Genomic DNA, 24,465 nt, shown 5'->3' on the forward strand with positions numbered 1-24,465 from the left:
AATAGATTTAGAGCGTTAGCCAAAAGGGTTAACGCTCTTTGTGTTTACAAAATAGCTAGTCATATAAGTATTTCAGGCCCTCTCCAGAATCGGATTGGTGGGAGTAGATAATCCCGTTACCTTTCACTATAAGACAGGAACCCTATATCATATCTAAATGAGTTATTTCCCAATGTTTATTCTTAATAAGTTGCTCTAAATTCTCTTTATCTCTTTTTTTAAAATAATTGGTAATTTCTTTATGATCTTCATTCATTTCCTCTAATACGGCAAAAAGCTTTTCTTCATTATTACTTAAATAAATTTGTCTAACAAAACTATTTTGTAAAGAATCAAGAAGATCTATTAATGTAGGATTATTGCATTTATCAATATATACTTTATGGAATTGATTTTGGTATTTTTGATAATCTAAATAATTTTTTGTTGAAATTGAAAATTCAATTTTCTTAACCAAATCTTCCATACGTTCAATATCACTTTCCGTGATATGCTCTAAAGATAAAGAGGCTGCTAAAGAATCCAATACACTAACAATTCGAAATACATCTAGCTTTTTCTTGGTATCAAGTTCTTTTACAATAAATCCTTTTCTAGGAAGATACTCGAGTAAATTGTCTGAAGCTAGTTGTATCAAAGCTTCCCTTACAGGAGTTCTACTTACTCCTAATTTTTCGCATAATACCGATTCATTTATCTTATGCTTAGGAAGTAAGGTTCCGTTCTGAATTCTTTCAGTTATATAATCATATACGAGATCTTTTAATGATTGATATCTATTTTTGATAGCGTTTCCTCCTAAGCCAAAAGTTAATATATATAGTATACAATATATAATTCGAAATTCTTGTCTTTTATATTAGCTTAGCACCATCTTTTACAGACTTCAATATCTCCATTATTTATTATTATATTTAAGATATAAAACGACTCCTACTTCCATTTTTTTATGAATTGTTGTTTTTCAAGTTGATATAGCTTATAGCATTAGAAATAATGCAGTTTTTTTAAAAGAATTTTTAAGAATAAAATAATAAAGCATTGAAAAATAGATTAGTTAATTATATAATTCGATATGTAAAATATTTTCAGACTATTCTGTACTATATACAATATACAATATAAAGTATATTTTTAGCGTTTGTTTTAATTTTTTTAACTATTTGTATTAGATACCTTAATGTCAAGAAATAAACCCAAGAAAACACTAGGTAAAAACTGTAATGTGGAAGGGGGTGGAGTATAAAATATACAATATATTATATACAAAATAAAATTCATGTTTCAACAAGACCATTTTTACAAAGTAATTAAATTAGAGGTGGAAAAATATGAGTGAGAATAACTTTAAAGATGTGCAAGATGGAACAAAAGCGGTATGGGCAGGAGAAAAAGAATCTCTTGCATATAATGCAACCCAAGTTCCAGTAGTTCTTAGTGTAGCCTACAATTACGATGACGTGGATGAATGGCAAGAAGTTGCCCTTGGAAATAAACCTGGTTATACCTATAATCGAATGGCAAATCCGACTGTTCAAGCCCTGGAAGAAAAATTGAGGATACTCGAGGGGGCAGAGGAAGCTGTAGGTTTTTCTTCAGGAATGGCTGCTATTAGTAGTACATTATATACATTTCTAAGACCGGGAGATCGGGTTGTATCAGTTAAAGATACTTATGGAGGAACCAATAAAATTTTTACTGAATTCTTGCCCAATCTTGATGTCGATGTGACATTGTGTAATACCGGAAACCATAAAGAAATTGAAGCTGAAGTGGCCAAAGGGTGTAAAGTGCTATATTTAGAGTCTCCTACTAACCCTACTATGAAAGTTACTGATATTGAGAGGCTAGCAAGAGTCGGAAAATCAGTGGGTGCATTAGTTATCATAGATAATACGTTTGCTACTCCAATTAATCAAAATCCTCTTCAATTAGGAGTTGATATTGTAGTCCATAGTGCAACTAAATTCTTAAGTGGACATGCAGATGCATTAGGTGGCATAGTATGTGGCTCTGAAAAATTAATGAAAAAAGTCTATCATTTTCGTGAAATTAATGGAGCAACTATGGACCCGTGGTCAGCCTACCTTATTTTAAGAGGGATGAAAACGTTAAAGCTTCGTGTACGGCAACAAGAAAAAAGTGCAATGGAAATTGCAAAGTATCTTCAAGAGAAAAAGCTTGTTGACGCAGTTTATTACCCGGGATTGGAAGCGCATCCACATCATGATATCGCAAAGAAACAAATGAGAGGGTTCGGTGGGATATTAAGTTTTGTATTAAAAGATGAAATGAAAGCTATCAAAATTTTATTATCAAAATTAAAATATGCAAACAAAGCTGGGAACCTTGGAGCCGTTGAAACGATATATGGGCCTGCAAGAACGACCAGCCATGTTGAATGTACTATTGAAGAGCGTAAAGCCCTTGGTATCCCAGAAGGTTTAGTTCGTATCTCTGTAGGTATCGAGGATACAGAAGATCTTATAGCAGATTTAGAGCAAGCTTTTTCTTACTTAGAATCCAATTACCCTGTTAGCTGTAGTTGAAAGCATAAAATATTACTAATGGAAGAGGTATTGAAATATGACACATAGGATAGCATTACTTGGATTTGGTGTAGTTGGACAAGGGTTAGCTGAAATTTTACAAGATAAAAGTGAGTCACTACGTAGTGGGTTTAACTTTGATGCAAAAATCGTTGCTATTTCTGATGTTATGAAAGGTTCCCTTTATGATCCAAAGGGGTTGGATCTTTCTTTAGCGTTACAAGCTGTAAAGGAAACAGGAAAATTAGATAGTTACCCTGAAACCTCTAGCTTGGTAAGAGGGTGGGATAGTTTTCAAACAATACGTGAGAGTAATGCAGACACTGTTGTTGAAATTACCTTTACTGATGTAAAAACAGGACAACCTGCCATTGATCATTGTAAAGCAGCATTTGAAAGCAAAAAGAACGTAGTAATGAGTAATAAAGGTCCGGTTTCTCTAGCTTATCAAGAGTTAGCTGAATTAGCAAAAAAAAATGATGTTCGTTGGGGCTTTGAAGGAACAGTTATGAGTGGAACCCCAGCATTAAGAATGCCTCTGAGTTCATTGGCAGGGAACAGCATTTTTGAAATACGGGGGATTTTGAATGGAACAACTAATTATATCCTAACTAAAATGGAAGAAGGATTGAGTTATCAAGATGCATTGTCAGAGGCACAAGCTCTTGGTTATGCAGAGGCAGATTCTACTAGCGACGTTGAGGGATATGATGCTCAATATAAAGCTACCATTCTTGCTAACATTGTAATGGGTATTCCAATGAAACGAGAAGAAGTAGAATGTGAAGGGATTAGTCATCTTACGGAAGAGGACATTGAGTGGGCAAAATCTGAAGGGAAGAGATGGAAGTTAATTGCTAAATGTATAAAGGATGGCGATAAAGTTATTGCAAAGGTAGGACCTGAAGCTATACCTCTTACAGATCCTCTAGCTGGAGTTTTAGGTGCACAAAATGCTATTACTTATGATTGTGATTTAGCGGGCCCGATTACCTTAATTGGAGCCGGAGCTGGACGTAAAGAAACAGGATTCTCGATTCTTATTGATTTAATCAATATTAACCGTGATCAATTATAATTATAATTCGTTTCAGTCTTAAAGTTATAAGTTAAAAATTACTTATCTTGAGGTGATTTTGTATGATATTTACTGACAAATTAATAAATGAAAATAAGATGTTTCTTGCTGGGGAATGGGTATCTCGTGATAAATGCATTGAAGTCTTGGATCCACAGGATCATAGTTTAATCACAACAGTTCCTGCTGCTAATGAAAGAGACGTCATATATACAATAGAAGAAGCAAAAAAAGGAGTTAAATTAGCAGCAGATATGCCAACACACGATAGAATTGCTATTCTTCATCGTGCTGCGGACTGGATCCTTGAAAATAAGGAAAGATATGCAACTACTATTGCTCGTGAGGGAAGTAAAACAATTAAAGAAGCAAGAAAAGAAGTACTACGTTGTATTGAAACACTTCGTATAAGTGCTGAAGAAGCAAGGAGAATTAATGGAGAAACCATTTCGTTTGATCAAATGCCCGGAAGCGAAGATCGCATAGGTTACTATTATCGTTTTCCTATTGGCATTATTGTAGCTATAACACCTTTTAACGATCCATTAAATCTTGTTGCACATAAAGTGGGTCCTGCTATTGCTGCTGGGAACGCTATTATTGTAAAACCAGCAACTGTAACACCATTAAGTGCTCTCTTATTGGCAGAAGCTTTTGAAAAAGCCGGTTTGCCACCGAAAATTTTATCCGTCATTACTGGTCATCCAGGTGACATGGGAGATAGCCTAATTACTCATTCAGCTATACGAATGATTTCTTTTACAGGAGGACTTGCCACTGGCAAAGCAATTATTCAAAAAGCAGGTTTGAAAAAGATATGTATGGAGCTTGGATCAAACTCACCCGTTATTGTATTGAAAGATGCTGATTTAGAAGAAGCTGTGAAATCAACTGTTTCTGGAGCATTTTGGGCAGCAGGACAAAATTGTTTAGGGGTACAAAGAATATATGTCCAAGAAGGTGTTTATCATGATTTTATTGGTAAATTTATAGATCGTACTCAACAATATCGAGTAGGTGATAAATTATTAGAAGAAACAGATATGGGACCAATGATCTCCGAAAAAGAAGCAAAACGTGTTGAAAGTTGGGTAAATGAAGCTGTTGAGAAAGGTGCAAAGTTGCTTTGTGGTGGAAAACGTGAAGGGTCTTTTTATCAACCTACCGTTCTAGTTAACGTACCAGAAAATTGTAAATTGGCAACTGAAGAGGTTTTTGGCCCAGTTGTTACCATTTATAATGTTCCTGATCTTGATACAGCTATCTCCCAATCTAATCGTGTAGATTTCGGACTGCAAGCAGGTATATTCACTCGTGATTTAGATAAGGCATTTAGAGCAATACGTAAACTTGATGTAGGTGGAGTTATGGTAAATGATAGCTCAGATTATCGCATTGATGCGATGCCTTTCGGAGGTGTAAAAGGTTCTGGTTTAGGTCGTGAAGGAATTAAGTTTGCACTTCAAGAAATGACTGAACCAAAAGTTGTTTGTTTTAAAGTTAATAATAAAACAATATGATGATATAAAGACTGACCTGTGCAGGTCAGTCTTTATATTAAAGATTCTGATTTTTCTGTAACAATATAAACTTTGTATATTGTTATCTATTAAAATAAGTACTTGTAGAGTAGTAAACGAGGAGGAGACTAGATGCCAAACACAAATGATACCAATGAAAACCAGTTGAAACGTTCAATGAAAAGCAGGCATTTGTTCATGATTTCGCTAGGTGGTGTAATTGGAACGGGTCTTTTTCTGAGCAGTGGATATACAATTAGCCAAGCTGGACCAGGAGGTACGATTCTCGCTTACTTAGTAGGCGGATTAATCATGTACCTTGTCATGTTATGCCTAGGTGAACTAACTGTTGCTATGCCAGTAACAGGTTCATTTCAAACTTACGCTACCAAATATATCGGTCCTGCTACTGGATTTACTATTGGTTTAATGTACTGGCTTACTTGGGTGGTAACGGTAGGTTCCGAATTTACTGCCTCTGGACTGTTGATGCAGAGGTGGTTTCCTAACACTTCTGTTTGGATGTGGAGCGCAGTCTTTGCGATTCTAATTTTTTTACTTAATTCCTTTTCAGTAAAAATATTTGCAGAAACCGAATTTTGGTTTTCAGGTATTAAAATAATTACTATTATCTTATTTATTGTACTTGGAGGATCTGCAATGCTTGGATTTATTCCAATGGATGATAGAGCCTCTGCCCCCATGCTTTCTAATTTCACTGCAGATGGGGGTCTTTTCCCAAATGGCCTGCTTCCAGTTTTTATGGCCATGATTTCCGTTAATTTTGCCTTTTCAGGAACAGAACTTATTGGCATTGCTGCTGGAGAAAGCGAAAATCCAGAAAAAGACGTTCCTAGATCTATTAGAAATGTAATTTGGCGAACAATGTTTTTCTTTGTTGGTGCAATTTTTGTGTTATCTGGTTTAATCTCTTGGGAAGAAGCAGGAGTCATTGAAAGTCCATTTGTGATGGTTTTTGACAACATTGGAATTCCTTATGCAGCTGATATTATGAACTTTGTTATTATTACAGCTTTACTCTCAGTAGCAAACTCTGGTCTATACGCATCTACTCGTATGTTATGGTCTCTTTCAAATGAGAAAATGATAAGTTCATTTTTTGGAAAGATAACGTCAAATGGAGTACCATTAAATGCTTTAGTTATAAGTATGGCAGTAGCTTGTTTATCTCTATTATCTAGTGTATTTGCACCTGATACAGTTTATGTAGTACTTGTGGCTATATCAGGATTTGCAGTAGTAGTAGTTTGGATAGGGATTGTTTTATCTCAATACATGTTCCGTAAACATTTTTTGAAAATGGGTGGAGATATTAAAAATTTAAAATTCCGTACACCATTTTATCCTTTTGTACCCATTGCTGCTTGTGTTTTGTGTCTTGCTTCTTGTATAGGTCTTGCTTTTGATGCGAGCCAAAGAATTGCTCTGTATTGTGGAGTACCTTTTATTATTTTATGCTATCTCTTCTACTATATGAAAAATCGAGGAAATACGAATCAGATAAATTCTTATAATGAAACGGATGATTATATTAGGAATATTAAGTAAAGAGTTTTTTTGCTAATGGGTGCGTTAGCTGAAATTTGAACTTCCCTAAGGGCTGTTGTTTCTTTATACAACTAGGACAATTTAGTTCAACTTAGTACAAAAATAAATAAAAGCATACGTTGGTGATTCATACCATCGTATGCTTTAAATTTCATTCACTTTTAGTTAATCTAGAAATTTCTAATTTTAATGATTAATATTCGTTGAAAAATTGCTGAATTTCTTTTGGATCATCTGTTTTTGTTAATGCAAGCATCGTCAAAATACGTGCTTTTTGAGGATTAAGTGAGTCCGCTGTAACAAAATTATTTTCATCGTCAATCTTTTCTCTCGTAACAATACCATTTCCTACACGGCTAGAGCGAGTAATAATCAAGCCTTTTTTGACAGCGTCTTTAGCACCCTCAAAAGCAGTATCAGAAGTTAAACCGTTTCCTTCACCTGCTATTATAATCCCTTTAGCTCCTGCTTTCACAGATGCATCGTAAAAATATCTACTATCATTTTGATAGCTATAAATAATGTCCACTTGAGGAAGTTTATCTAGTTTTGATACATCAAACACCGATTTGGTTGTATGTTTACGAGTAGGTTCATTGTAGAAAAGTATTTTATTACCTGCGATTGCTCCTAAATAGCCTTGTTCCTCCGATTGGAATGTATCTGTCATGGTTGTATTGGTTTTTGTTATATAACGTGCAGAACCTATCCGATCATTTAATGAGATTAAAACACCTTTGTTCTTAGCATCTTTACTAGCAGCAATTTTTACAGCATTATATAAGTTTAAAGGTCCATCTGCACTTATAGCTGTAGCCGGTCTCATTGACCCAACAATCACGACAGGTTTGTTGCTTTTTACGACCAGATTCAGAAAGTAAGCAGTTTCTTCTAAGGTATCTGTTCCATGCGTTACGACAATACCATCAACGTCTTTAGATTTTAATAACTCATTAATTCGTTTCGCCAACTTTAATAAAGTTTTATTATCCATATTGTTACTGCCAATATTGGCGATTTGTTCACCACTCACATTTGCTACTTGTTTTAGTTCAGGAACAGCTTTAATTAGTGTTTCAACACCAAGTGCACCTGCTTGATAACCAGTTGTGTCAGTATTGGACGTAGCAGAACCTGCAATCGTTCCACCAGTAGCTAAAATTTTCACATTGTTTAACTTTGGATTTGTTGAAGTTGCTTCTACTCTCTCTTCTTTTGGATTACTATTTGCTGAGCTATGGATAACAGTGATAGATCCAAAAAGTAATAGTGTAACTGATAGAAACGTGATTCCTAGATATTTTTTTATGTTCATGTCTAGTTAGCTCCTTCTTTATTAATTATTAAATTATGTATGACATAGAAAATACTATCATATTTTGATATTTCTTACATGATTTTTATTCAGTTGGAAAAAACCATAGAAATTCAGAATGTTAGCTTCCTTGTAGAATCGTCATACGGCGGCATTCCTGTATTAACTGAAATACTAAAAAGGATGTGAAGAAATCTACTAAAACTAACGGGTGCATTAGCTGAAGCTCTGAGTTGTCTTTAAGGCAGCTTTTTTGGGGCAGGACAGTAACGTCCCATAAGACATATAGTGAACAAATAAAAAAAGACAGTGTACCACGCTGCCTCATTTTGTATGAATTAAAGAAAACGAAGAATTATTTAATCTTATCTAGTGAAATTATTCTATGTTTTAATTCTGAATTCATATCTAAAACACCTATCACAATTTGATTATCTTCCGTCAATGTTATGTATCTGAAATAATCATCATCAGAAATCAACAAATCGGTGTCATTCGTCGTTTTTTCCATTTTGGCAAATACATCTACTGTGTACTCAAGGTGAAAAAAATCGTCAAATCCCTTGCTGGAGCTACCTACCCAGGTATACAGAAAATCTTTCAGTGTGATTTGTTCAATCACCGATAATTGTTTCTTGAACTTTAACTTATCTACTGTTACGCTGATCATCTTTCATCACTCCTTAACGAATATTAATTAGAAGTCTCCTTCAACAATGCTATTTGCGTATCAATCCGTTTACAGTTTAGTTCATAAAGGACAAATGAAAGTTTATGTCGAAATTCAAGTAAGAGATTTAATTAATTCTAAAAGTGGATTTGAGTCAATATTTTGACACTAAAAGGTTGATCTTAGAGAGTTAATTAGTTTTACAGCTTGAACGAGCCTTATACAGAGAATTGACTAATAAGGAACAAGATAGTATGGGTTAAAAAACAAAGCAAAGAATTACAGTTTAAAGCATATACTAATTAGTTACTCCTACCTTTTTGATCGATAAGGGGTAGACCTCTTCTCTTCAATTCCTCTTCTAGAACGAGGATGAATTTTTTTTCTAAGTCTAATTCAATTGCTTTAAGGTATGAGTCTATCAATAGTTGATCATTTAATTTTTTCATATCTTCCCTCTTTTATTTCTTTAAACCCCCGTTTAAACATACAATATAAGTATTTAATATTAAGTGATAAATAAAAATATAATAACTCAAGTAAGACAAATTATAGTAATTAATAATTAACGAAGATAGTCTCCAACTTAACATATAGAGTGAACTTTTTTGTAACAAATAGGGTTCATATTTATTCTATATTTCAATCTACATAAAACAACATATACCGACATCATTAAACACAATATATTTAACTTTCCTGGTTTACAAATACAAATTATTAACATAAAGGTTAAAAATCACCGATTAAAATAATAATTTATTTTATCAATAGACGGTTTTCAATTAAGTGGTTTATTTTTGAAGATCGTAGCTTTCATTATCGTAGCTTATATTATCCAACTAAAGGGGATTTACTTCATAAGGGGGTGCTGCGCAACCCCTTATTGAAGTAAAGGTAGGATTTAATATGAATATTGGTGATTTGATATTTCAACTAGTTTTCCTTATTTTTATATTTGGGATTTTTTCTGGTGTGTTTTTTTCTTTTTCTTTCTCTCGTTATTAAACAGCCAAGCAAATCAGAAAGCATTGAACAAAAGTTGTAGAATAATTGATTTACTTGAAAAGGATAAGAAAAAGTAATCTTTTTTGTCCTTTTTAACTTAATTTTCACCTCACAGTTTGTGTCAACCCAACAAACCTGTATGAACTAACGGGTGCGTTAGCACCATAAGAAGGCCGCCAATTGGCGGCCTTTTGAACGTATGATCGCTTTTTTTGCGTGATATTTTTAAGGATACTGTATGTTTAAATCTGGACAGACGGTATATTATCCGACATGGGATAAAATCAATTGTCCCCTAATTAAAGATTTTAATAAAAACTATAATATTCTCATTGACAACATATAAACAAGTTGATGTATATGAGTTTTTAGGCTTAATTTCATCTAAGTTGTAATTAAGTATCTTAATGAAATAATCATCTTTTTGATATTTGTAATAACTCAGCTCAGATTCAGGAAGCAAACACCATTCTGTGGATTCAAAAAGTGGAGGAAGTTTACGGAAATTGAATATTTTTATCTTGAATTATTATATTTATGTTACTATAATTACATGGAAAGTGCGCGAATCGAATAAACATACGCGAATTGAATACTTTCTTTTAAAAAACTTATTGTAAAAAAGAGATAGAGGAGCCATTATCATTGAAAAAATTAATGTTGTTTACGACTGGTGGAACAGTAGCCTCACTTGAAGGAGAAAACGGACTTGTACCTGAACTGCATGCCGATGATCTATTAAGTTACATACCTGAATTAAATGTACGTTGCCGTATTGATACGAAAGAGTTAATGAACATTGATAGCACCAACATGCAACCAGAGTTTTGGGTAGATATGGCGAATGCTATTTACGAACATTACGATCAATACGATGGCTTTATTATTACTCATGGTACCGATACAATGGCTTACACATCAGCTGCACTTTCTTATATGTTACAAGATGCATCAAAACCGATTGTTGTTACAGGTTCGCAAATTCCTATTTCGTATAGTAAAACGGATGCAAAACGAAACATTTCAGATGCCATTCGTTTTGCTTGTGAAGATATAGGTGGGGTATATATTGTATTTGACGGCAAAGTCATTCAAGGGACAAGAGCGATTAAACTTAGAACGAAAAGCTATGATGCCTTTGAAAGTATTAATTATCCGTATGTTGCATCGATGCATGATGACCATATTGAATATAATGAATCGATTCATATTCAAAAAAAGAAACACATTCAATTAGATACATCACTTTGTACAGATGTAGCGGTTGTGAAATTACATCCTGGGATAAAGCCAGAATTTTTTGACTGCCTAAAAGATTTGTATAAAGGAGTGGTTGTGGAGAGCTATGGAAGTGGTGGTGTTCCTTTTCAAGTGCGCAACATTTTGGCGAAATTAATTGAATTAATAGAGCACGGTGTATCGGTTGTCATTACGACTCAATGTCTAGAAGAAGGAGAAGACATGGGGATATATGAAGTCGGTCGGAAAATTGACCATAATCGTGTAGTACGTTCTAAAAATATGAACACAGAAGCAATCGTGCCGAAATTGATGTGGGTGCTAGGAAAAACAACAGATCCTAAAAAGGTAAAAGAAATGATGGAAACATCGATTGCAGCAGATATTACATTATATTTTTGAGATATTGCCATCAAGGCTATTAATTCAAATATTTGGGGCTATATAACTCCTGACCTTGGACAGAATTCATCAGTTGATGAAGTTGATATTTTTACAGTGAAAAAACTAGGTATCTTCTAAGTTAGTAAATTTTTTATAAGAGGTGATAGAATGCAACAATTATTACATGATGTAGTCGGCGTAACAAATGAATTCCTTTGGTCAAAATTATTAGTTATTATGCTTGTTTCTTGTGGGATTTATTTCACATTTAAATTGAAATTTGTACAGGTTCGAATGTTAAAGGAAATGGTCCGTGTTTTAATGGAAGGGAGAACTAGTTCTAAAGACAGCGTTTCCCCATTTCAAGCTTTCTGTATTGGTATGGCCGCTCGCGTTGGAACAGGTAATATCACAGGAATTGCGATTGCGATTGCATTAGGCGGTCCTGGAGCGATATTTTGGATGTGGATTATTGCTATTATTAGCTCAGCAACCAGCTTTATTGAAAGTACGTTAGCGCAAGTATATAAAGTGAAAGATAAAACTGGTTTCCGAGGCGGCCCATCCTATTATATGGAAAAAGGATTGAACAAACGTTGGATGGGAGTATTATTCTCTATTTTAATTACGCTTTCTTTCGGTCTTGTATTCAATTCTGTACAATCAAATACCGTTACAATTGCTTTTGAGAACTCATTTGGTACAGATCGTTTAACTGTAGGGATTCTCATGACACTTGCTTTCGCTGTGATTATCTTTGGCGGGGTGAAGCGTATTGCAAAAATTGCTGAATACAAGGTTATGATTCTAGGTGTGTTATACCTTGGAATGGCATTATTTGTCGTAGCAATGAATATAACCAAAATGCCGGAAATTCTTTCTCTTATTATTAATAACGCGTTTGGCTTTGAACAAATAGCAGGCGGTTCAATAGGCGCTGCGTTCATGAATGGAGTTAAACGTGGTTTATTCTCGAATGAAGCTGGTATGGGGAGTGCGCCAAACGTTGCCGCAACGGCAAAAACAAGTCATCCGGTGAAACAGGGACTTATTCAAGCATTTGGCGTATTAACGGATACACTGATCATCTGCACAAGTACAGCATTTATTATTTTACTTTCTGATGCTTATAAACAACCAGGGCTAACTGGCATTGCACTTACACAAACGTCATTAAGTGAACACATCGGTTCCTGGGCATCAGGTTGTCTTGCTATCTTTGTTTTCCTATTTGCATTCGGTTCGTTAATTGGTAACTATTATTATGGGGAAACAAATATTCGATTTTTACACAAAAGTAAAGTGTGGTTGATTCTATATCGAATAGGCGCGTTCGCCATGATTGTATTCGGTTCGGTTGCAAAGGTCGAGCTTGTATGGGATTTAGCAGATTTATTTATGGGCTTGATGGTTATCGTAAACTTAATTGCCGTTCTCTTATTATCAAAAGTAGCTTTTGCAGCATTAAGTGATTATATGAAACAGAAAAAGGCTGGTCAAGATCCAGTTTTTTATAAAAACAGCATTAAAGGTCTTGAAAATCTTGAATGTTGGGAGCACTCTCAAGATGCTACCAATATAAAAAAAGAAAACATCATGTAATAAACAAAATTTTCAGACATAAGGGTTTGGTATTATCCCCTACAGGGGGCTTGTTTGTGATTATGAGGAGAGCCGAATTTTATATTATCTGAGGTAAGTATATCTTACTCATCGAAGGAGTTTATTCATAATGCATGTGCTACAAAAAACACAAAAAATAGTTCGCTATCAGAATCAACACGGCAAAATACATTACGGTATTGTTGAGGATGAGATGATATTACAACTGTCTAGCAGTTTTGCGGAACTTGTCAAAAAGGAAATAAAGTATGACGGGGTAGAGCTGAAATATAGTGACGTGAAAATTTTGGAACCTGTAAAACCTTCTAAGGTGGTTAATTTCGGCTGGACATATGCAGATCATGCGAAGGAAACAGGAGGAGAGGCAAACCTTGTAGAACCATTTCTATTTTTAAAGCCATTATCTGCGCTTATTCCAGACAAGGAGAAAATTATCCTTCCTCCAAACGATCTATCCAACCAAGTGGAACTTGAAGGGGAAGTAGCCCTGGTCATTGGAAAGCGAGGAAAAAACATTAAAGAAGAAGATGCGCTTGATTATGTGTTTGGTTGCACGATATTTAATGACGTCACAGCAAGAGATCTTACAAAAAAAGATCCACAGTTTACGCGGGGCAAAGGATTTGATACGTTCGGACCTTTAGGGCCGTGCATCGTTACCGGGGTAGATCCTACAAATTTAAGGATTGTGACCACTTTAAACGGCCGCGTTGTCCAAGACGGGAATACCAATGAAATGTCTCTAAGCATTCCATTTTTAATCAGCTGGCTTTCACAGGTAATGACACTGGAGCCAGGTGACATTTTGGCCACGGGTTCACCATCTGGCAGCTGCCCGATCAAGTCGGGGGATGTGGTGGTTGTTGAAGTCGAGAATATAGGTCGGTTGTGTAATGAGGTTCAGTAGGATGTGCCTGAATTGTTAATACCAAAAATGAAAATATTCATAAATGTATGAGCCGACTTTTTAAAATGTTACAGGGGACATCGCGATAAAAAGAAAGAAGAGTTTCTTTGTACGTGCATTCGCATGTGTTGCTTGAGAAACGGCAGTATTAAAGAGCTTGGTGTCAATTTATTTGAGATAAATGATAAACCTGATGGTCAATGGCTAAATATAGTTGAGTATTGAATCAATTCCTTAATGAACTCCCTCAGTTTAATAGATAATGCTCACGAATACTCGCTTATTCGCAGGATTTCAAACCACATGGTATAGGTTGCTTTAGATGAACGAAAGAGATAGGACCGTTTTGATAAGATGAGGGCAGATTGAAATAGGGGATCTGTTTAAAATCCCATATTATTACATATACTGCACGCATTCTCCACGCTGCCCCTGGAGGCTTTCCCTCCCATGTCTCAACGGGTCATAATCCTATGCCCTTTCATTCCTTCGTCATGCCTATCCAAGGGGTGAAGGCCGGTTTTGCTAACGGAACGGGTCATTGCCCTTTTGTTCATTACATCCAGTACTTCGTGCTTTCTTTGAAATCCTACGGATAAGCCAACTTTCGTTAAATAACAATGTGAATGTAAATTTACGCTGCTAGTTGTTCAAGTGGGAAGATCATTTCCGGTTTATAGACAGAGCCATTACGAGCTATCCCTACTAGGATACGGGCGAGTTTTCCACAAAGTTTCATGATGGATTTCATTTTCTTAATCTTCTTCACTTTAACATTATTCGAGTGTAGGGCTTTAAACTCAGGGTTATTCATCACCATACTCATGGTCGCAAGGAAGAGGTAACGCCGCAGGCGTGATCTTCCACGTTTGGAAAGAACAATTTGGCCTTTCCACTTCCCAGAGCTTGCTTCAGCGAGATGCAATCCTGCATGACGAATGAGCGCATTCCCGTGAGCGAACCCACTCAGATCTCCAGCTTCTCCTAAGATTCCCGCCAGGGAAATCTCGCTGATGCCTTTAATGGCAAGTATTTGCTTAACGAATGGAATCTGTTCCAAGACGTTTGTGACTTCTTGCGTCACTCTTTCGAGTTGGGATGAAGCGAGATCATATTCCTCTAATAACTGTCCCAAGTGAAGTTTATACGCATCTAGGGCTTGTTTCGTCCCAATTGAACGCTTGGCCAATACAAGCAGGGAACGGGCTTTTTTATGCCCGGAATGTCGCTTCATACATGATTTCCATCCGGTTACGATATCTTGAGGCTGTAAGGAACATAATTCATTTGGGGTAGGAAAGAGGCGTAGGGTTGCGATTGCCCCTTTACATGATACGTCTTTAAACACTTGCCGGAGCTCGGGAAAGACAACATCCACCCAGCGATTAATTTGGTTGATGGAGCTAACAAGACGCTTAACGATCACATCTCGGTTAGCCATAAGGACACGAAGTTTTTCAAATGATTCTGAAGTGGAACGAACGAAGGCATAGTAGCCATTCTTCACCATATCAGCGATGACAAGGGCATCTTTTTTATCACTTTTGGATTGCGTATTATCACGATTTTCTTTGTTTCTTTTGACATGGTGAGGATTGACGGTGACGACATCCATGTTTTGTTTGACTAGCCACTTTGAAAGGTTTATCCAATAATGACCGGTAGGTTCCATACCCACTATCGTTGTGTCTAGATTTTTCATTTGTTTTAGTTCCTGGATCCAGTTTAGTAAGCTAGTAAAACCCTCCTCGTTATTTTCAAAAGACAGGGGTTTCCCGACCACAATGCCCCGAAAGTTTACAGCACGGGCCACGTGTACGTGTTGGGCAATATCCACACCAACAACTAGATGTTGATCCGTAATTCTCTCAATTAGTTGATTTTGTTTGTTTTGCATTTTAAAATTCATAGTAGGGCTTCTCCTTAAGACTTTGAGTTAGATTGGTCTCTATACTCGTATCTTACTGAGGGGTTCTATTTTTTTCAAACCTGATATTTAACGATCTACAGGAATGCTCCCATGAAAATTAAAAAAGCTCAAAATCTAGAAAAGACCACAACAAAATAGACCCAGTAAAAACGCTTTTAAAAAAAGGTGAGCCTTATGAGTAATCTGATTGAGTTTGGTCAATCGTTAAACAAAAACCTCCAATCATAGCATATTAAGTAGAGGCTAGCGCGACGACAAAAAAAGGATTAATCTCCCATGAGTGCTACCCATAAAGGGCGCGACAATCGGTGGTACACCGTGGTCGTCGGAGTCAGACTAACGGATGGGCTCAAAGGCACCATAGTTCAAAGACCTTCTTCGCCAGCCATAAAAACATTATCGACATAGAGGCCAATTTTCATTCTCTGTGGTGAAGCGCTGATTTTTGCGCTTCATGGATTGCTAACGGGGCAGCTATGGCGAAATTAGAGTTGAGAGCTTTACTAGAGAAGTATGATTTTACTCAAATGAAATTCGAAGAAATAGATCATCAATTAGATCAGTTATTAGACCATATCCCAGGTGTCACACAGATGTTAGAGGTGTCAGGGATCGGTCGAGATACAGTAGCAGGGTTTTCCGCAGAGGTCGGAGACCTCAGAGACTATCAACATCCTCGCCAAATCGTAAAATTAGCAGGTTTAAGTTTAAAAGAAAACAGCCATGATACTGGTGGCAAAGAACAAGGCTTTTAAAGCTCTTTATATATATTACACAACACGTTCCCACAATCCCTTAAAGAAAATGCAATCTCTGATAGCCTTGTGTAACAAGCTTATTCGCATTCTGTTTTCAATCGGTAAAAAACAATTTACGTTTCAAGAAGACAAGATGTTAAAGGATATCCCTCATATGGCAACATTTTTAGTACATCAAACAGTCGCATAATTCATTGAATTTTAAGGTTACACGGTCATTTAATTAACACTCATTTAAAAGTGAAGCACGGATTAGTCGGCAAAGCAACTAACGTAAGGACTTAGATCCTGTGGGGCAGCATGACCGACATCCACCTCATGGAAAGGTTGAACGAAGGAATGTAGGAGCATCGACTCTGTGAGACATGGGAGGGTTGACCTCCATGAGACATGTGGATATCCTAAAGTGCGATCATAACCTTGCTTAAACCAATTTTTTCCTATGATTAGCTAGTTTAGCATGCACTTTTTTCGGTAAATCCCTATTCTTGAGGCGTAATGCCGAGCTTACATAGATAACGGTTAATGATATGACTATGAAATCCTAAGAATTCTAGAGCAATCGTGAGATTGTGTTTAGTTTATTGAGGGAGGTTAGTTCCATAAGTTTTTCCACATACTAATCAAACCTTGATATAATCCGTTTTAAGGAGGATGTTTAGCGAGAGGATGCTTCAATATAAGTACCCATTTGTGAACTAAATGGAAGTGTCCAAGCGAATGGTCTCGTCTTTGAATCTAGTTCCATCCTCAGCCTTTCGGTACACATTAATCAAAGATACGTTGTCGTCTTGCCACTTAACCTCGAAGTTATCGATGGTTGCTAAATCAAACCCATCAAATTCCTTATATTTCTCCAACTTGCTACCGTATTCTCCGTAATAAATTCGTAAGAATGAAGTTAATGGAAATTCAGTCCGTTATCAGAAAGAAATGGAGATATTTTGGCAAGAAGGGATCCAAAGTGTATCCTAACTTGGTTAACAGGGAGTTTAAAGACAGAGAGAAAAACGAAGTTCTGGTAACCGATATTACATACATACCTTTCCAGAATAAATTTTACTATCTATCAGTTATTCAAGATTTGTATAATAACGAGATAGTTTCTTGGGAAATCCCAGACAGAAACAACTTGAAATTAGTTTTAGATACTATTGAGGACCTTAATACAAAAAGAAACGTGCACGGAACTATCCTCCATTCAGATCAAGGATTCAAATACACGTCTAAGAAATACAGCAAACGATTAAACAAATACGGCATAAGGGGCAGCCACTCTCGCAAAGGAAACTGCCTCGATAATGCCTGTGTAGAATAGTTTTTTTCACATTTCAAAACAGAAATGTTGTATCAAACTGATTGTAAAACAGAGGAAGAGTTAATACAAGCTATAGAAACATAGATGTATCATTACAATTATAAGAGATTCCAAAAACGACTAAACCACCGTGCTCCAGTAGAATACCGAATCACGGTGGCTGCATAGTCTTTTTTAGCACTGTCTACTTGACAGAGGTGCGGTCTTTTCTGGGTTATAAACCCTCACGTTGATGATTCATGTTCCATCTTGCTAGATCGCCAAAAAAAGCTGGTTAAATGAACATAGACAAACCAACAGATCCTTCTGTCCTGGTGGTTGTTTAGTTGCCTTTACTCCTCTTCATAGAGCGTAAGAAAGGAATCCGGCTCGGCACGTCCCTCTGCGATCGCGTTTACCCTGTCGACGAACTCCGGTCGAATCAAATGACGCAACGGCTGGTCTACTTGATTCAATTGTTTGAATGCCTCCCTAGCCAACTCATCCCATTCCTTGTAGCGATACAGATAATCATCCGGCATCACTACGGTGCTAGAAGTCCCTTCTTCCGGTTCACACTCAAAAGGTTCGTCCAACCCGAGCGTAGCATAGTCGCATGTGATTTGCTCTCCGGGAAGAATATCCCTCGACGCCAATTCAATCTCATAGACCGTCGATACCACATTTGGACTGAAGCTGTGATTCATGTATCTGGCATGATCCCAGCACAGCACGTAGTAATCGTCATCGTTGAGGTAGGCATATTTATAGACAATTTCCCTTCGTACGAGATCAAGCGATTCAATTTCATCTTCCTCGAGAATGATGTCCAAATCATCCAATGCCCAGATGATCGTTCCTTTGGGGATCATTTTTGTGGCAAAAACGCCCACACCAATCTTTTCATTGACAAACCGAATCTCGGTATCTGGATGTATCATCGATCCTATTCACCCTTTCTCAAAACTTACTATTACTATATACAGCAGTTTCGTTTAAGTGACAGTTCGTTCGCGTATTTTATCCAAGTTCAATCAGCGGAATGTCCCCCCTGGAAAACGAGAAAGCTCTTTTATTTTTGTTCCACAATCGGAAGCATTTTTACATTCAAAAATCATCCTGCCATAAATGGATATCTTTTGAATGCCGAATACACCTTCAATCAGATATGTTTCTTCAATGGTATAACCCCTTTCTATAAACTACTGCCACCTTAGTTGAAAAAGCACTTATTCTAAATCTCATATTATTAATTCTAACACCTCTCTTATTCATAGACAGAAGCACATACGTAACGATCATTAGAATCATATATTGTTTAAGAAATCATTGCACATGTTTCACGTACAGCATAAATTGGCGAAAGGAGTGATGAAATGTTAAATGGGACAAGTTCATTTTCCATTTCTATATTAGGCAGCAGTGGAGGTGTTGCAAAAGCGGTATTGGCCATTCTAAATCAATCCGCCCAAGATAAAAATGACCCTATGTACCCCATCATTAGCATTTCCCAGCTTCACCTAATTGATATTAAACAAAAGGATAAAGAGTATTACGACCAATTATTCCCAAACCTTGCAGATAAAATCAAAATTTCCCAGCTTGATCTCACGGATGTAAGTCACTTTCAGAGACATTTAAAAAAGACAAAAACGAAAGTAGTCATTGATGTTTCATGGGCTGATACAATTGAGATGATGAAATGCTGTAACGAATTAGGTGTTTTTTACATCAATTCAGCCCTCGAGAACACTGAGGTCGATGAGGACGAAAGTCTATATGGTTTCCCATTGACCGAGCGATATATTAGATTTGAAGGTAGCAAAAAAAACCTTACCAATATGAAGGCGATTGTTGGCTCGGGTATGAATCCTGGTGTAGTGCAATGGATGGCCATAAAACTCATAAACGAAAATCCGGATCGAAAACCATTAGCCTGCTACATTGTGGAGCATGACGATTCCTTTTTTAAAGACAAAACGTTAATCAAACCTAACACACTCTATACTTCTTGGTCGGTCGAATGCTTCCTGGATGAAGCGATATTATGCTACCCTATGTTTGTCCAACATCATTTGCCACAATATTTTTATGAAGAAGTATATGCAATGGAGTATAAAGTAAGGTTAGGGCAAAAAGAGTTTTATGGTTGTCTAATGCCACATGAAGAAGTGATTACATTAGGTAAATTATTTGATATGCAATTGGGGTTTATTTATCGTGTTAATGAATATACAACGGAATCAATCCGAAATAATTTGGCTAATGTAGACGTTCTCTGGGATTGGAATCAACAATTACTTGATCCGGATGTAGGTGAAATTGAAGGTGAAGACCTAGTTGGTGTCCTATTAGTTTACGAGGATAGCGAAAAGTATATATATAATGTGATGAAAAGTAGTGAAATATATCCGAAATTCAAAACAAACGCCACGTACTTCCAAGTTGCTTGTGGCATTTATGCTGCTATGGCCAGCATAATCCTGGATGACCTTTCTTTAGGTATCTATTATGTTGATGAGCTTTTGCTCAACACCAAGAGCAAGTACGGAGGGTATTTAACCTACCATATGACTGACTTTGTCACAGGAGAAAATAAAGGCTCCGATGGATTATTGCATCAAAGACTCAAATGGATTGAATAGGCTGATTAATGATAAGCAGAGACACTGCATTCATTTGTTTTCTAAAGCATCCTAATAAGTTGATGCACTGCTAGTTAGTTTGTTATTGACTTCCCTCTTTCATTTACAAAATCTATTTAGTTAGGAGATTAGAATGGGAAAAGCACTTATTATTGTTTGTGGTGGGGTAGCTTCAGTAGCCATTCATAAATGTTGCCCATGATTGAAATCGTTCACATGAAGGGTTATTGAACTAACAGGTGCAATATTCGTCAGAAAAGAGGAATACACGGAGCAGCACTCTTTAATGAGTTATTCCGCAATAGGGCGCTCTTCCTAAGTAAAGAAAGGGTCCTTTTCTTTGTGTTTCAAGGTTTCTCATAGTTTGGTAATTAGTTGTTTGTCTGCGATTGTTGAATAACTTGTGTATGAAAATTCCTCTCTTTGAACATAATAGAATCTAGATTAATAGATTTAAATAGTAGGAAAGTGAAAGAGTCATGTTATTATCAGAAGCGTGGAAAAAGTATCAACAAGATAAAAAAATTGAGGGATATTCACCACTTACATTAAAAACATATTGTTTTCAATATAATCTCTTGTTACGATTTTTTGTTGATATTGACATGAGTGAAATTACTACTGAGAAACTAAAAGAATATCTAATACAGGTAGGGGATCACTTAAAGCCATCTAGTTTAGGGCATAGGGTTCGTTGCATTAAATCACTATTCAAATGGACACATGAAGAAGGCTATATCCCTAAAAATCCTGCTGCTAAATTAAAAGAGCCGAAATTAGGTAAAAGAATTCCAAAGTTCCTTTCAGAACTAGAGATAGAACATCTAAGAGAGGCTTGTCATACAACGATGGAGAATGCGCTGTTTGAGTTTATGTATTCGACCGGATGCCGTATTGGGGAAGTTGTAAAATTAAATCGTGATGATATTAATTTCTCTACGAATTCAGTCATTGTACATGGGCAAGGTGATAAAGAAAGGGAAGTGTACTTTAATACTCGTTGCTCCATTTGGATAAAAAGGTATCTAGATGAGCGAGATGATGAGGATCCCTGTTTGTTTATTACGGAAAGAAGGCCAAACAGGCGTATGAGTATTGATAATCTGAGATATATTATCAAACGGAATGGGACTTCTAAATAAAACTGGATCTTCATGTTAATATCGGTATGAGATTGTGAAGAAATGTACTTAAACTAAAGGGGCAGGTTAGTTCATCAAGGTGGAAATATTTTCAGGTATGAAATTGAATTTTTTTCGCTTATGTTGAAAAAATGTGATTATAGGCGGAAAGAAGTGAATTTATGGATAAAAAATCGTTTATATCAATATTTATTATCTATGTTGTTTTGGACTCTATGAAAGATGTAGAAATATCGAATATGTGGATACTTAACCAATTAATTAAATTAATTGTCTGTTTCACAGTGTTTTATATTTTTGCATTTATTTGCAACCTTATTACTAAAGAAAAATTTTAAAAGATTAAATCATTTACCTAATACTGTTAAAAGCAATTTTTATTTTGGAGGGTTCGAACATAATGAATAGTTCATCAATAAATGTAGGAGACGTTATATTTCAGCTAATAAATTTGGTTTTTTTTAGCATTAGCCATTATAATAGTCGTTTCATTTTTCCGTTCTAATAAGAAACGAAGCAATCAACTTATCAGGATTGAAGAAAAATTGAACATATTAACTGAGGAAATTAAGAAATTCAACAAATAAATGAACCACTTGTTAGGTTTAGCCCTTCTTGTGCTTATTAAAGTAACGGGTGCGTTAGCTGAAGATCGGAGCTGTCTTTTAGGCAGCTTTTTCTAATGGAACTATCAGGATTGTTGAAGAAGGAAAATAGTTATAAAAGGAGGTTTTTGAAATGAAGATAAAGAGAAAATTTTTTTTATTACATCCGTTATCATTTTATCATTTCTTGTAGTAGCTATTATTTTAAACTCTATCTCGCTTGAATACACCAAAAATGCTTGTATTGATAACAATAAGACACCAAAAATCGAGCAAGATTTTTTAACATTAAATTGGTCTGTTTCTTGTGAATAACACATACTACCTTGTTTCGTTAACGGGTGCAAGAGTTGAACAACGATGCTGTTATTTTGGCAGCTTTTCTCATGGTGAAGCGGAGGTGAAAATTGGTTGGCAAATCTGAAGTAAATCAAAAAGGACACAAAGCTAAAAGACACCAAGTTTAAAGATACAGGGTGTCTTTTATTTTCTCAGATTGTTATCTTTGTCCCATCAAATTTTGTGAGAGAGAATCCTTTGAAAAACTCGTTATAGGTTTTTCTGTAATCCCTCATTATCCCAATGGCCATAGATTCTCCGAGCATAATTCCATCGAAATAATCGTTGCGGTAGTGAATACCACCGAACGACCGGCCGATGGAAATATTTGATGCAAGTTTATTTAGTTCCCCGCCTATCGTAAGCGGCGGACCTTCGTAAGGTATAAGGGAAAGACCATCGGAACTAGCAACAACCGGATCGGGGATTACAAACGATTCATTAAAGTAGGCCTTCAGTATTGTTACCATTGCTCCAATAAGTGCTGCATGACCGGAAACATAGGATGGATGCGCAGGAGCTCCTTCTGCATATGCCTGAGGTAGCAAATAGGTGCCGAATTTATTAAAAGTTTCGGCAATTGCTTCCGAATTCAGAACTACCGGATTGATCGGGTAATCAACACCCGATTTCCGATTTTGAATTCGGCCGCCGAATTCCTCCGGACGGAGACTGCGATGGACCAGCCATTTTTGGAACCAAACTGCCTCAAGAGCCGGACGCGAAGCTCTTGTCACAAAGTCCAAGATATGCGGTGGTCCAAAGGTAGTGAAACCAACCTGGGTTGCAGAGTTAAAGTAAGGATTGGACGGATCCAAAGCTTGTCTGCCAAAACTGAGCAAAATGTAACAAGCAATTAACCCGCCATCAATGGAACTATCCCTGTGTACCCATTCTCCCAAATCCCGGCCATTTCGAATATAGCGAGGTAGGGGGTCAAAACGATTTGGGGTAGGAGGACTGGAGCCGTTTTGTACAGCCAGCCAGGCGTCGTAAGAAGTTAGATGGTCGTCCCCAGGAACAGTGGTACGGTATCGCTGGATAATTTTAGTTGAAACAAAAGGGGCATCTTTCCATAAAAATTGTGAAATATATGGCCCATTTAAGTCGCCTTGAAGGTTCCCTCGAAATAAGGTACCTGTCGTGACTAGTCCATTCTTTTTCGGTCCCCGAAAAACAGGCAGGCTGGAAAGTTCTTTTGCAGCATCATTTGTTAATGGGTCTTGATTATATATATTGAAAGGAATATCCCGTGCCAATGCTTGCCAATAAAGCTCAACCATCTCTCCAGCTATTTCAGCACTGCTAAAGGCTGGTGGTGCAGGAATAACCAATTGGTGACTATCAGGTCCGACTAATTCGAATGCATAAGCACCCTGTGGATTTACTAGTTTAACAACGCCACCCAGTGGAATCTTCTCAAAGTCGTTAGGGTCTCCTGTTTCCAATGCTTTTAAATATTTATTATAAGCTTGGATGTTTACCTCGCCTAACTGATTATGCGGAAATGCTTTTGTATAACTGGCAATTTTATTTGGATACCTATCTTCATCCCCATTACAGGGATGGTGAACTAATGGCTGATTTTTGTAGAATCTCGCAGCATCCTTACGAATATCAAATGCCTCCTCGCGTCTTTCTGCAGGAGATAAGGGACCGAGAAGACACGAATTTTTGTCCTTAGCAATTTTGTCATTTTTCATTTTACATTCATCCATACTTTCTTCGTTATCCATTTTTAACACCTCCATTTGATAACTTATTCAAAAGTTAAATGGAGGATTGGACAAACTAACAAATAGATTGGATATGATTTGGAGTGGTTTTTGAATCATTTTGTGAATAAAAATACTTAAACTATAGGGTGCGTTAGCTGAAGATCGGAGC

Annotated in this window: 16 protein-coding genes and 3 pseudogenes; 12 read left to right on the forward strand and 7 right to left on the reverse strand. The window is 36.4% G+C overall.

The genetic code is table 11. The features are described 5' to 3' along the window. Nucleotides 1-142 precede the first annotated feature (142 nt). Entirely contained in the window at nucleotides 143-838 is a 696-nt protein-coding gene (locus ACJ9PY_RS08755; RefSeq protein WP_318264012.1) for a GntR family transcriptional regulator, read from the reverse strand. 493 nt (nucleotides 839-1,331) lie between these two features. On the opposite strand from ACJ9PY_RS08755, the gene ACJ9PY_RS08760 reads away from it, so the two are divergent. The 4 genes from ACJ9PY_RS08760 to ACJ9PY_RS08775 all read left to right on the forward strand — a co-directional run bounded on the left by ACJ9PY_RS08760 (nucleotide 1,332) and on the right by ACJ9PY_RS08775 (nucleotide 6,716). Then, nucleotides 1,332-2,549, forward strand: a complete 1,218-nt coding sequence (locus ACJ9PY_RS08760) for a cystathionine gamma-synthase family protein (RefSeq protein ID WP_328135747.1) — start codon at nucleotides 1,332-1,334, stop codon at nucleotides 2,547-2,549. Nucleotides 2,550-2,586: 37 nt separating this feature from the next. Then, nucleotides 2,587-3,627 carry a homoserine dehydrogenase gene (locus ACJ9PY_RS08765; protein WP_411739792.1) on the forward strand — a complete coding sequence of 347 codons (1,041 nt, stop codon included), beginning with the start codon at nucleotides 2,587-2,589 and terminating at the stop codon, nucleotides 3,625-3,627. 62 nt (nucleotides 3,628-3,689) lie between these two features. Continuing rightward, nucleotides 3,690-5,147: an aldehyde dehydrogenase family protein gene (locus tag ACJ9PY_RS08770; protein WP_411739793.1), complete on the forward strand. Its 1,458-nt coding sequence runs from the start codon at nucleotides 3,690-3,692 to the stop codon at nucleotides 5,145-5,147. A 132-nt stretch (nucleotides 5,148-5,279) separates the two neighbouring features. After that, nucleotides 5,280-6,716: an amino acid permease gene (locus ACJ9PY_RS08775; RefSeq protein WP_411739794.1), complete on the forward strand. Its 1,437-nt coding sequence runs from the start codon at nucleotides 5,280-5,282 to the stop codon at nucleotides 6,714-6,716. A 193-nt stretch (nucleotides 6,717-6,909) separates the two neighbouring features. Here ACJ9PY_RS08775 and ACJ9PY_RS08780 read toward each other — a convergent pair whose 3' ends face one another. The 3 genes from ACJ9PY_RS08780 to sda form a co-directional block, all read right to left on the reverse strand. Continuing rightward, nucleotides 6,910-8,031, reverse strand: coding sequence for a type II asparaginase (locus ACJ9PY_RS08780; protein ID WP_411739795.1), 1,122 nt, complete (start codon nucleotides 8,029-8,031; stop codon nucleotides 6,910-6,912). A gap of 355 nt (nucleotides 8,032-8,386) precedes the next feature. Further along, a complete protein-coding gene (locus ACJ9PY_RS08785) occupies nucleotides 8,387-8,701 on the reverse strand; it encodes a hypothetical protein (RefSeq protein ID WP_034313398.1) in 315 nt (104 codons plus the stop codon). Between the two features lie 302 nt (nucleotides 8,702-9,003). Further along, complete coding sequence (sda, locus tag ACJ9PY_RS08790) at nucleotides 9,004-9,150, reverse strand: sporulation histidine kinase inhibitor Sda (RefSeq protein WP_106028533.1); 147 nt, start codon at nucleotides 9,148-9,150, stop codon at nucleotides 9,004-9,006. A 1,204-nt stretch (nucleotides 9,151-10,354) separates the two neighbouring features. Between sda and ACJ9PY_RS08795 the strand changes: the two genes are divergently transcribed. The 3 genes from ACJ9PY_RS08795 to ACJ9PY_RS08805 all read left to right on the forward strand — a co-directional run bounded on the left by ACJ9PY_RS08795 (nucleotide 10,355) and on the right by ACJ9PY_RS08805 (nucleotide 13,862). Next, nucleotides 10,355-11,350, forward strand: coding sequence for an asparaginase (locus ACJ9PY_RS08795; protein WP_106028534.1), 996 nt, complete (start codon nucleotides 10,355-10,357; stop codon nucleotides 11,348-11,350). A gap of 150 nt (nucleotides 11,351-11,500) precedes the next feature. Beyond that, on the forward strand, nucleotides 11,501-12,934 hold the full coding sequence (locus ACJ9PY_RS08800; RefSeq protein WP_411739796.1) for an alanine/glycine:cation symporter family protein: 1,434 nt from the start codon (nucleotides 11,501-11,503) through the stop codon (nucleotides 12,932-12,934). 130 nt (nucleotides 12,935-13,064) lie between these two features. Next, nucleotides 13,065-13,862 carry a fumarylacetoacetate hydrolase family protein gene (locus tag ACJ9PY_RS08805; RefSeq protein ID WP_411739797.1) on the forward strand — a complete coding sequence of 266 codons (798 nt, stop codon included), beginning with the start codon at nucleotides 13,065-13,067 and terminating at the stop codon, nucleotides 13,860-13,862. Between the two features lie 634 nt (nucleotides 13,863-14,496). Here the strand turns inward: ACJ9PY_RS08805 and ACJ9PY_RS08810 are convergent. Next, entirely contained in the window at nucleotides 14,497-15,771 is a 1,275-nt protein-coding gene (locus ACJ9PY_RS08810; protein ID WP_411739798.1) for an IS110 family transposase, read from the reverse strand. Nucleotides 15,772-16,259: 488 nt separating this feature from the next. Between ACJ9PY_RS08810 and ACJ9PY_RS08815 the strand changes: the two are divergent. From ACJ9PY_RS08815 to ACJ9PY_RS08825, 3 genes and pseudogenes are all read left to right on the forward strand, one after another. Then, nucleotides 16,260-16,740 (forward strand): annotated as a pseudogene (locus tag ACJ9PY_RS08815) (transposase); the annotation flags it as partial. Between the two features lie 714 nt (nucleotides 16,741-17,454). Then, entirely contained in the window at nucleotides 17,455-17,868 is a 414-nt protein-coding gene (locus ACJ9PY_RS08820) for a DDE-type integrase/transposase/recombinase (RefSeq protein ID WP_158226195.1), read from the forward strand. Between the two features lie 12 nt (nucleotides 17,869-17,880). Then, a pseudogene (locus tag ACJ9PY_RS08825) lies at nucleotides 17,881-17,952 on the forward strand (hypothetical protein); the annotation flags it as partial. 248 nt (nucleotides 17,953-18,200) lie between these two features. Here ACJ9PY_RS08825 and ACJ9PY_RS08830 read toward each other — a convergent pair. After that, nucleotides 18,201-18,788, reverse strand: a complete 588-nt coding sequence (locus ACJ9PY_RS08830; protein WP_096340642.1) for an SET domain-containing protein — start codon at nucleotides 18,786-18,788, stop codon at nucleotides 18,201-18,203. Nucleotides 18,789-19,223: 435 nt separating this feature from the next. On the opposite strand from ACJ9PY_RS08830, the gene ACJ9PY_RS08835 reads away from it, so the two are divergent. Both ACJ9PY_RS08835 and ACJ9PY_RS08840 read left to right on the forward strand, forming a co-directional pair. Further along, complete coding sequence (locus ACJ9PY_RS08835; RefSeq protein WP_328176011.1) at nucleotides 19,224-20,492, forward strand: saccharopine dehydrogenase NADP-binding domain-containing protein; 1,269 nt, start codon at nucleotides 19,224-19,226, stop codon at nucleotides 20,490-20,492. A 479-nt stretch (nucleotides 20,493-20,971) separates the two neighbouring features. Beyond that, a pseudogene (locus ACJ9PY_RS08840) lies at nucleotides 20,972-21,616 on the forward strand (tyrosine-type recombinase/integrase); the annotation flags it as partial. Between the two features lie 1,114 nt (nucleotides 21,617-22,730). On the opposite strand, the gene ACJ9PY_RS08845 reads toward ACJ9PY_RS08840, so the two are convergent. Next, a complete protein-coding gene (locus ACJ9PY_RS08845) occupies nucleotides 22,731-24,314 on the reverse strand; it encodes a vanadium-dependent haloperoxidase (protein ID WP_411739799.1) in 1,584 nt (527 codons plus the stop codon). Between the last annotated feature and the right edge of the window lie 151 nt (nucleotides 24,315-24,465).

It is taken from the genome of Peribacillus sp. S4 (genome assembly GCF_046715815.1).
Classification (GTDB): Bacteria; Bacillota; Bacilli; order Bacillales; family DSM-1321; genus Peribacillus; species Peribacillus frigoritolerans.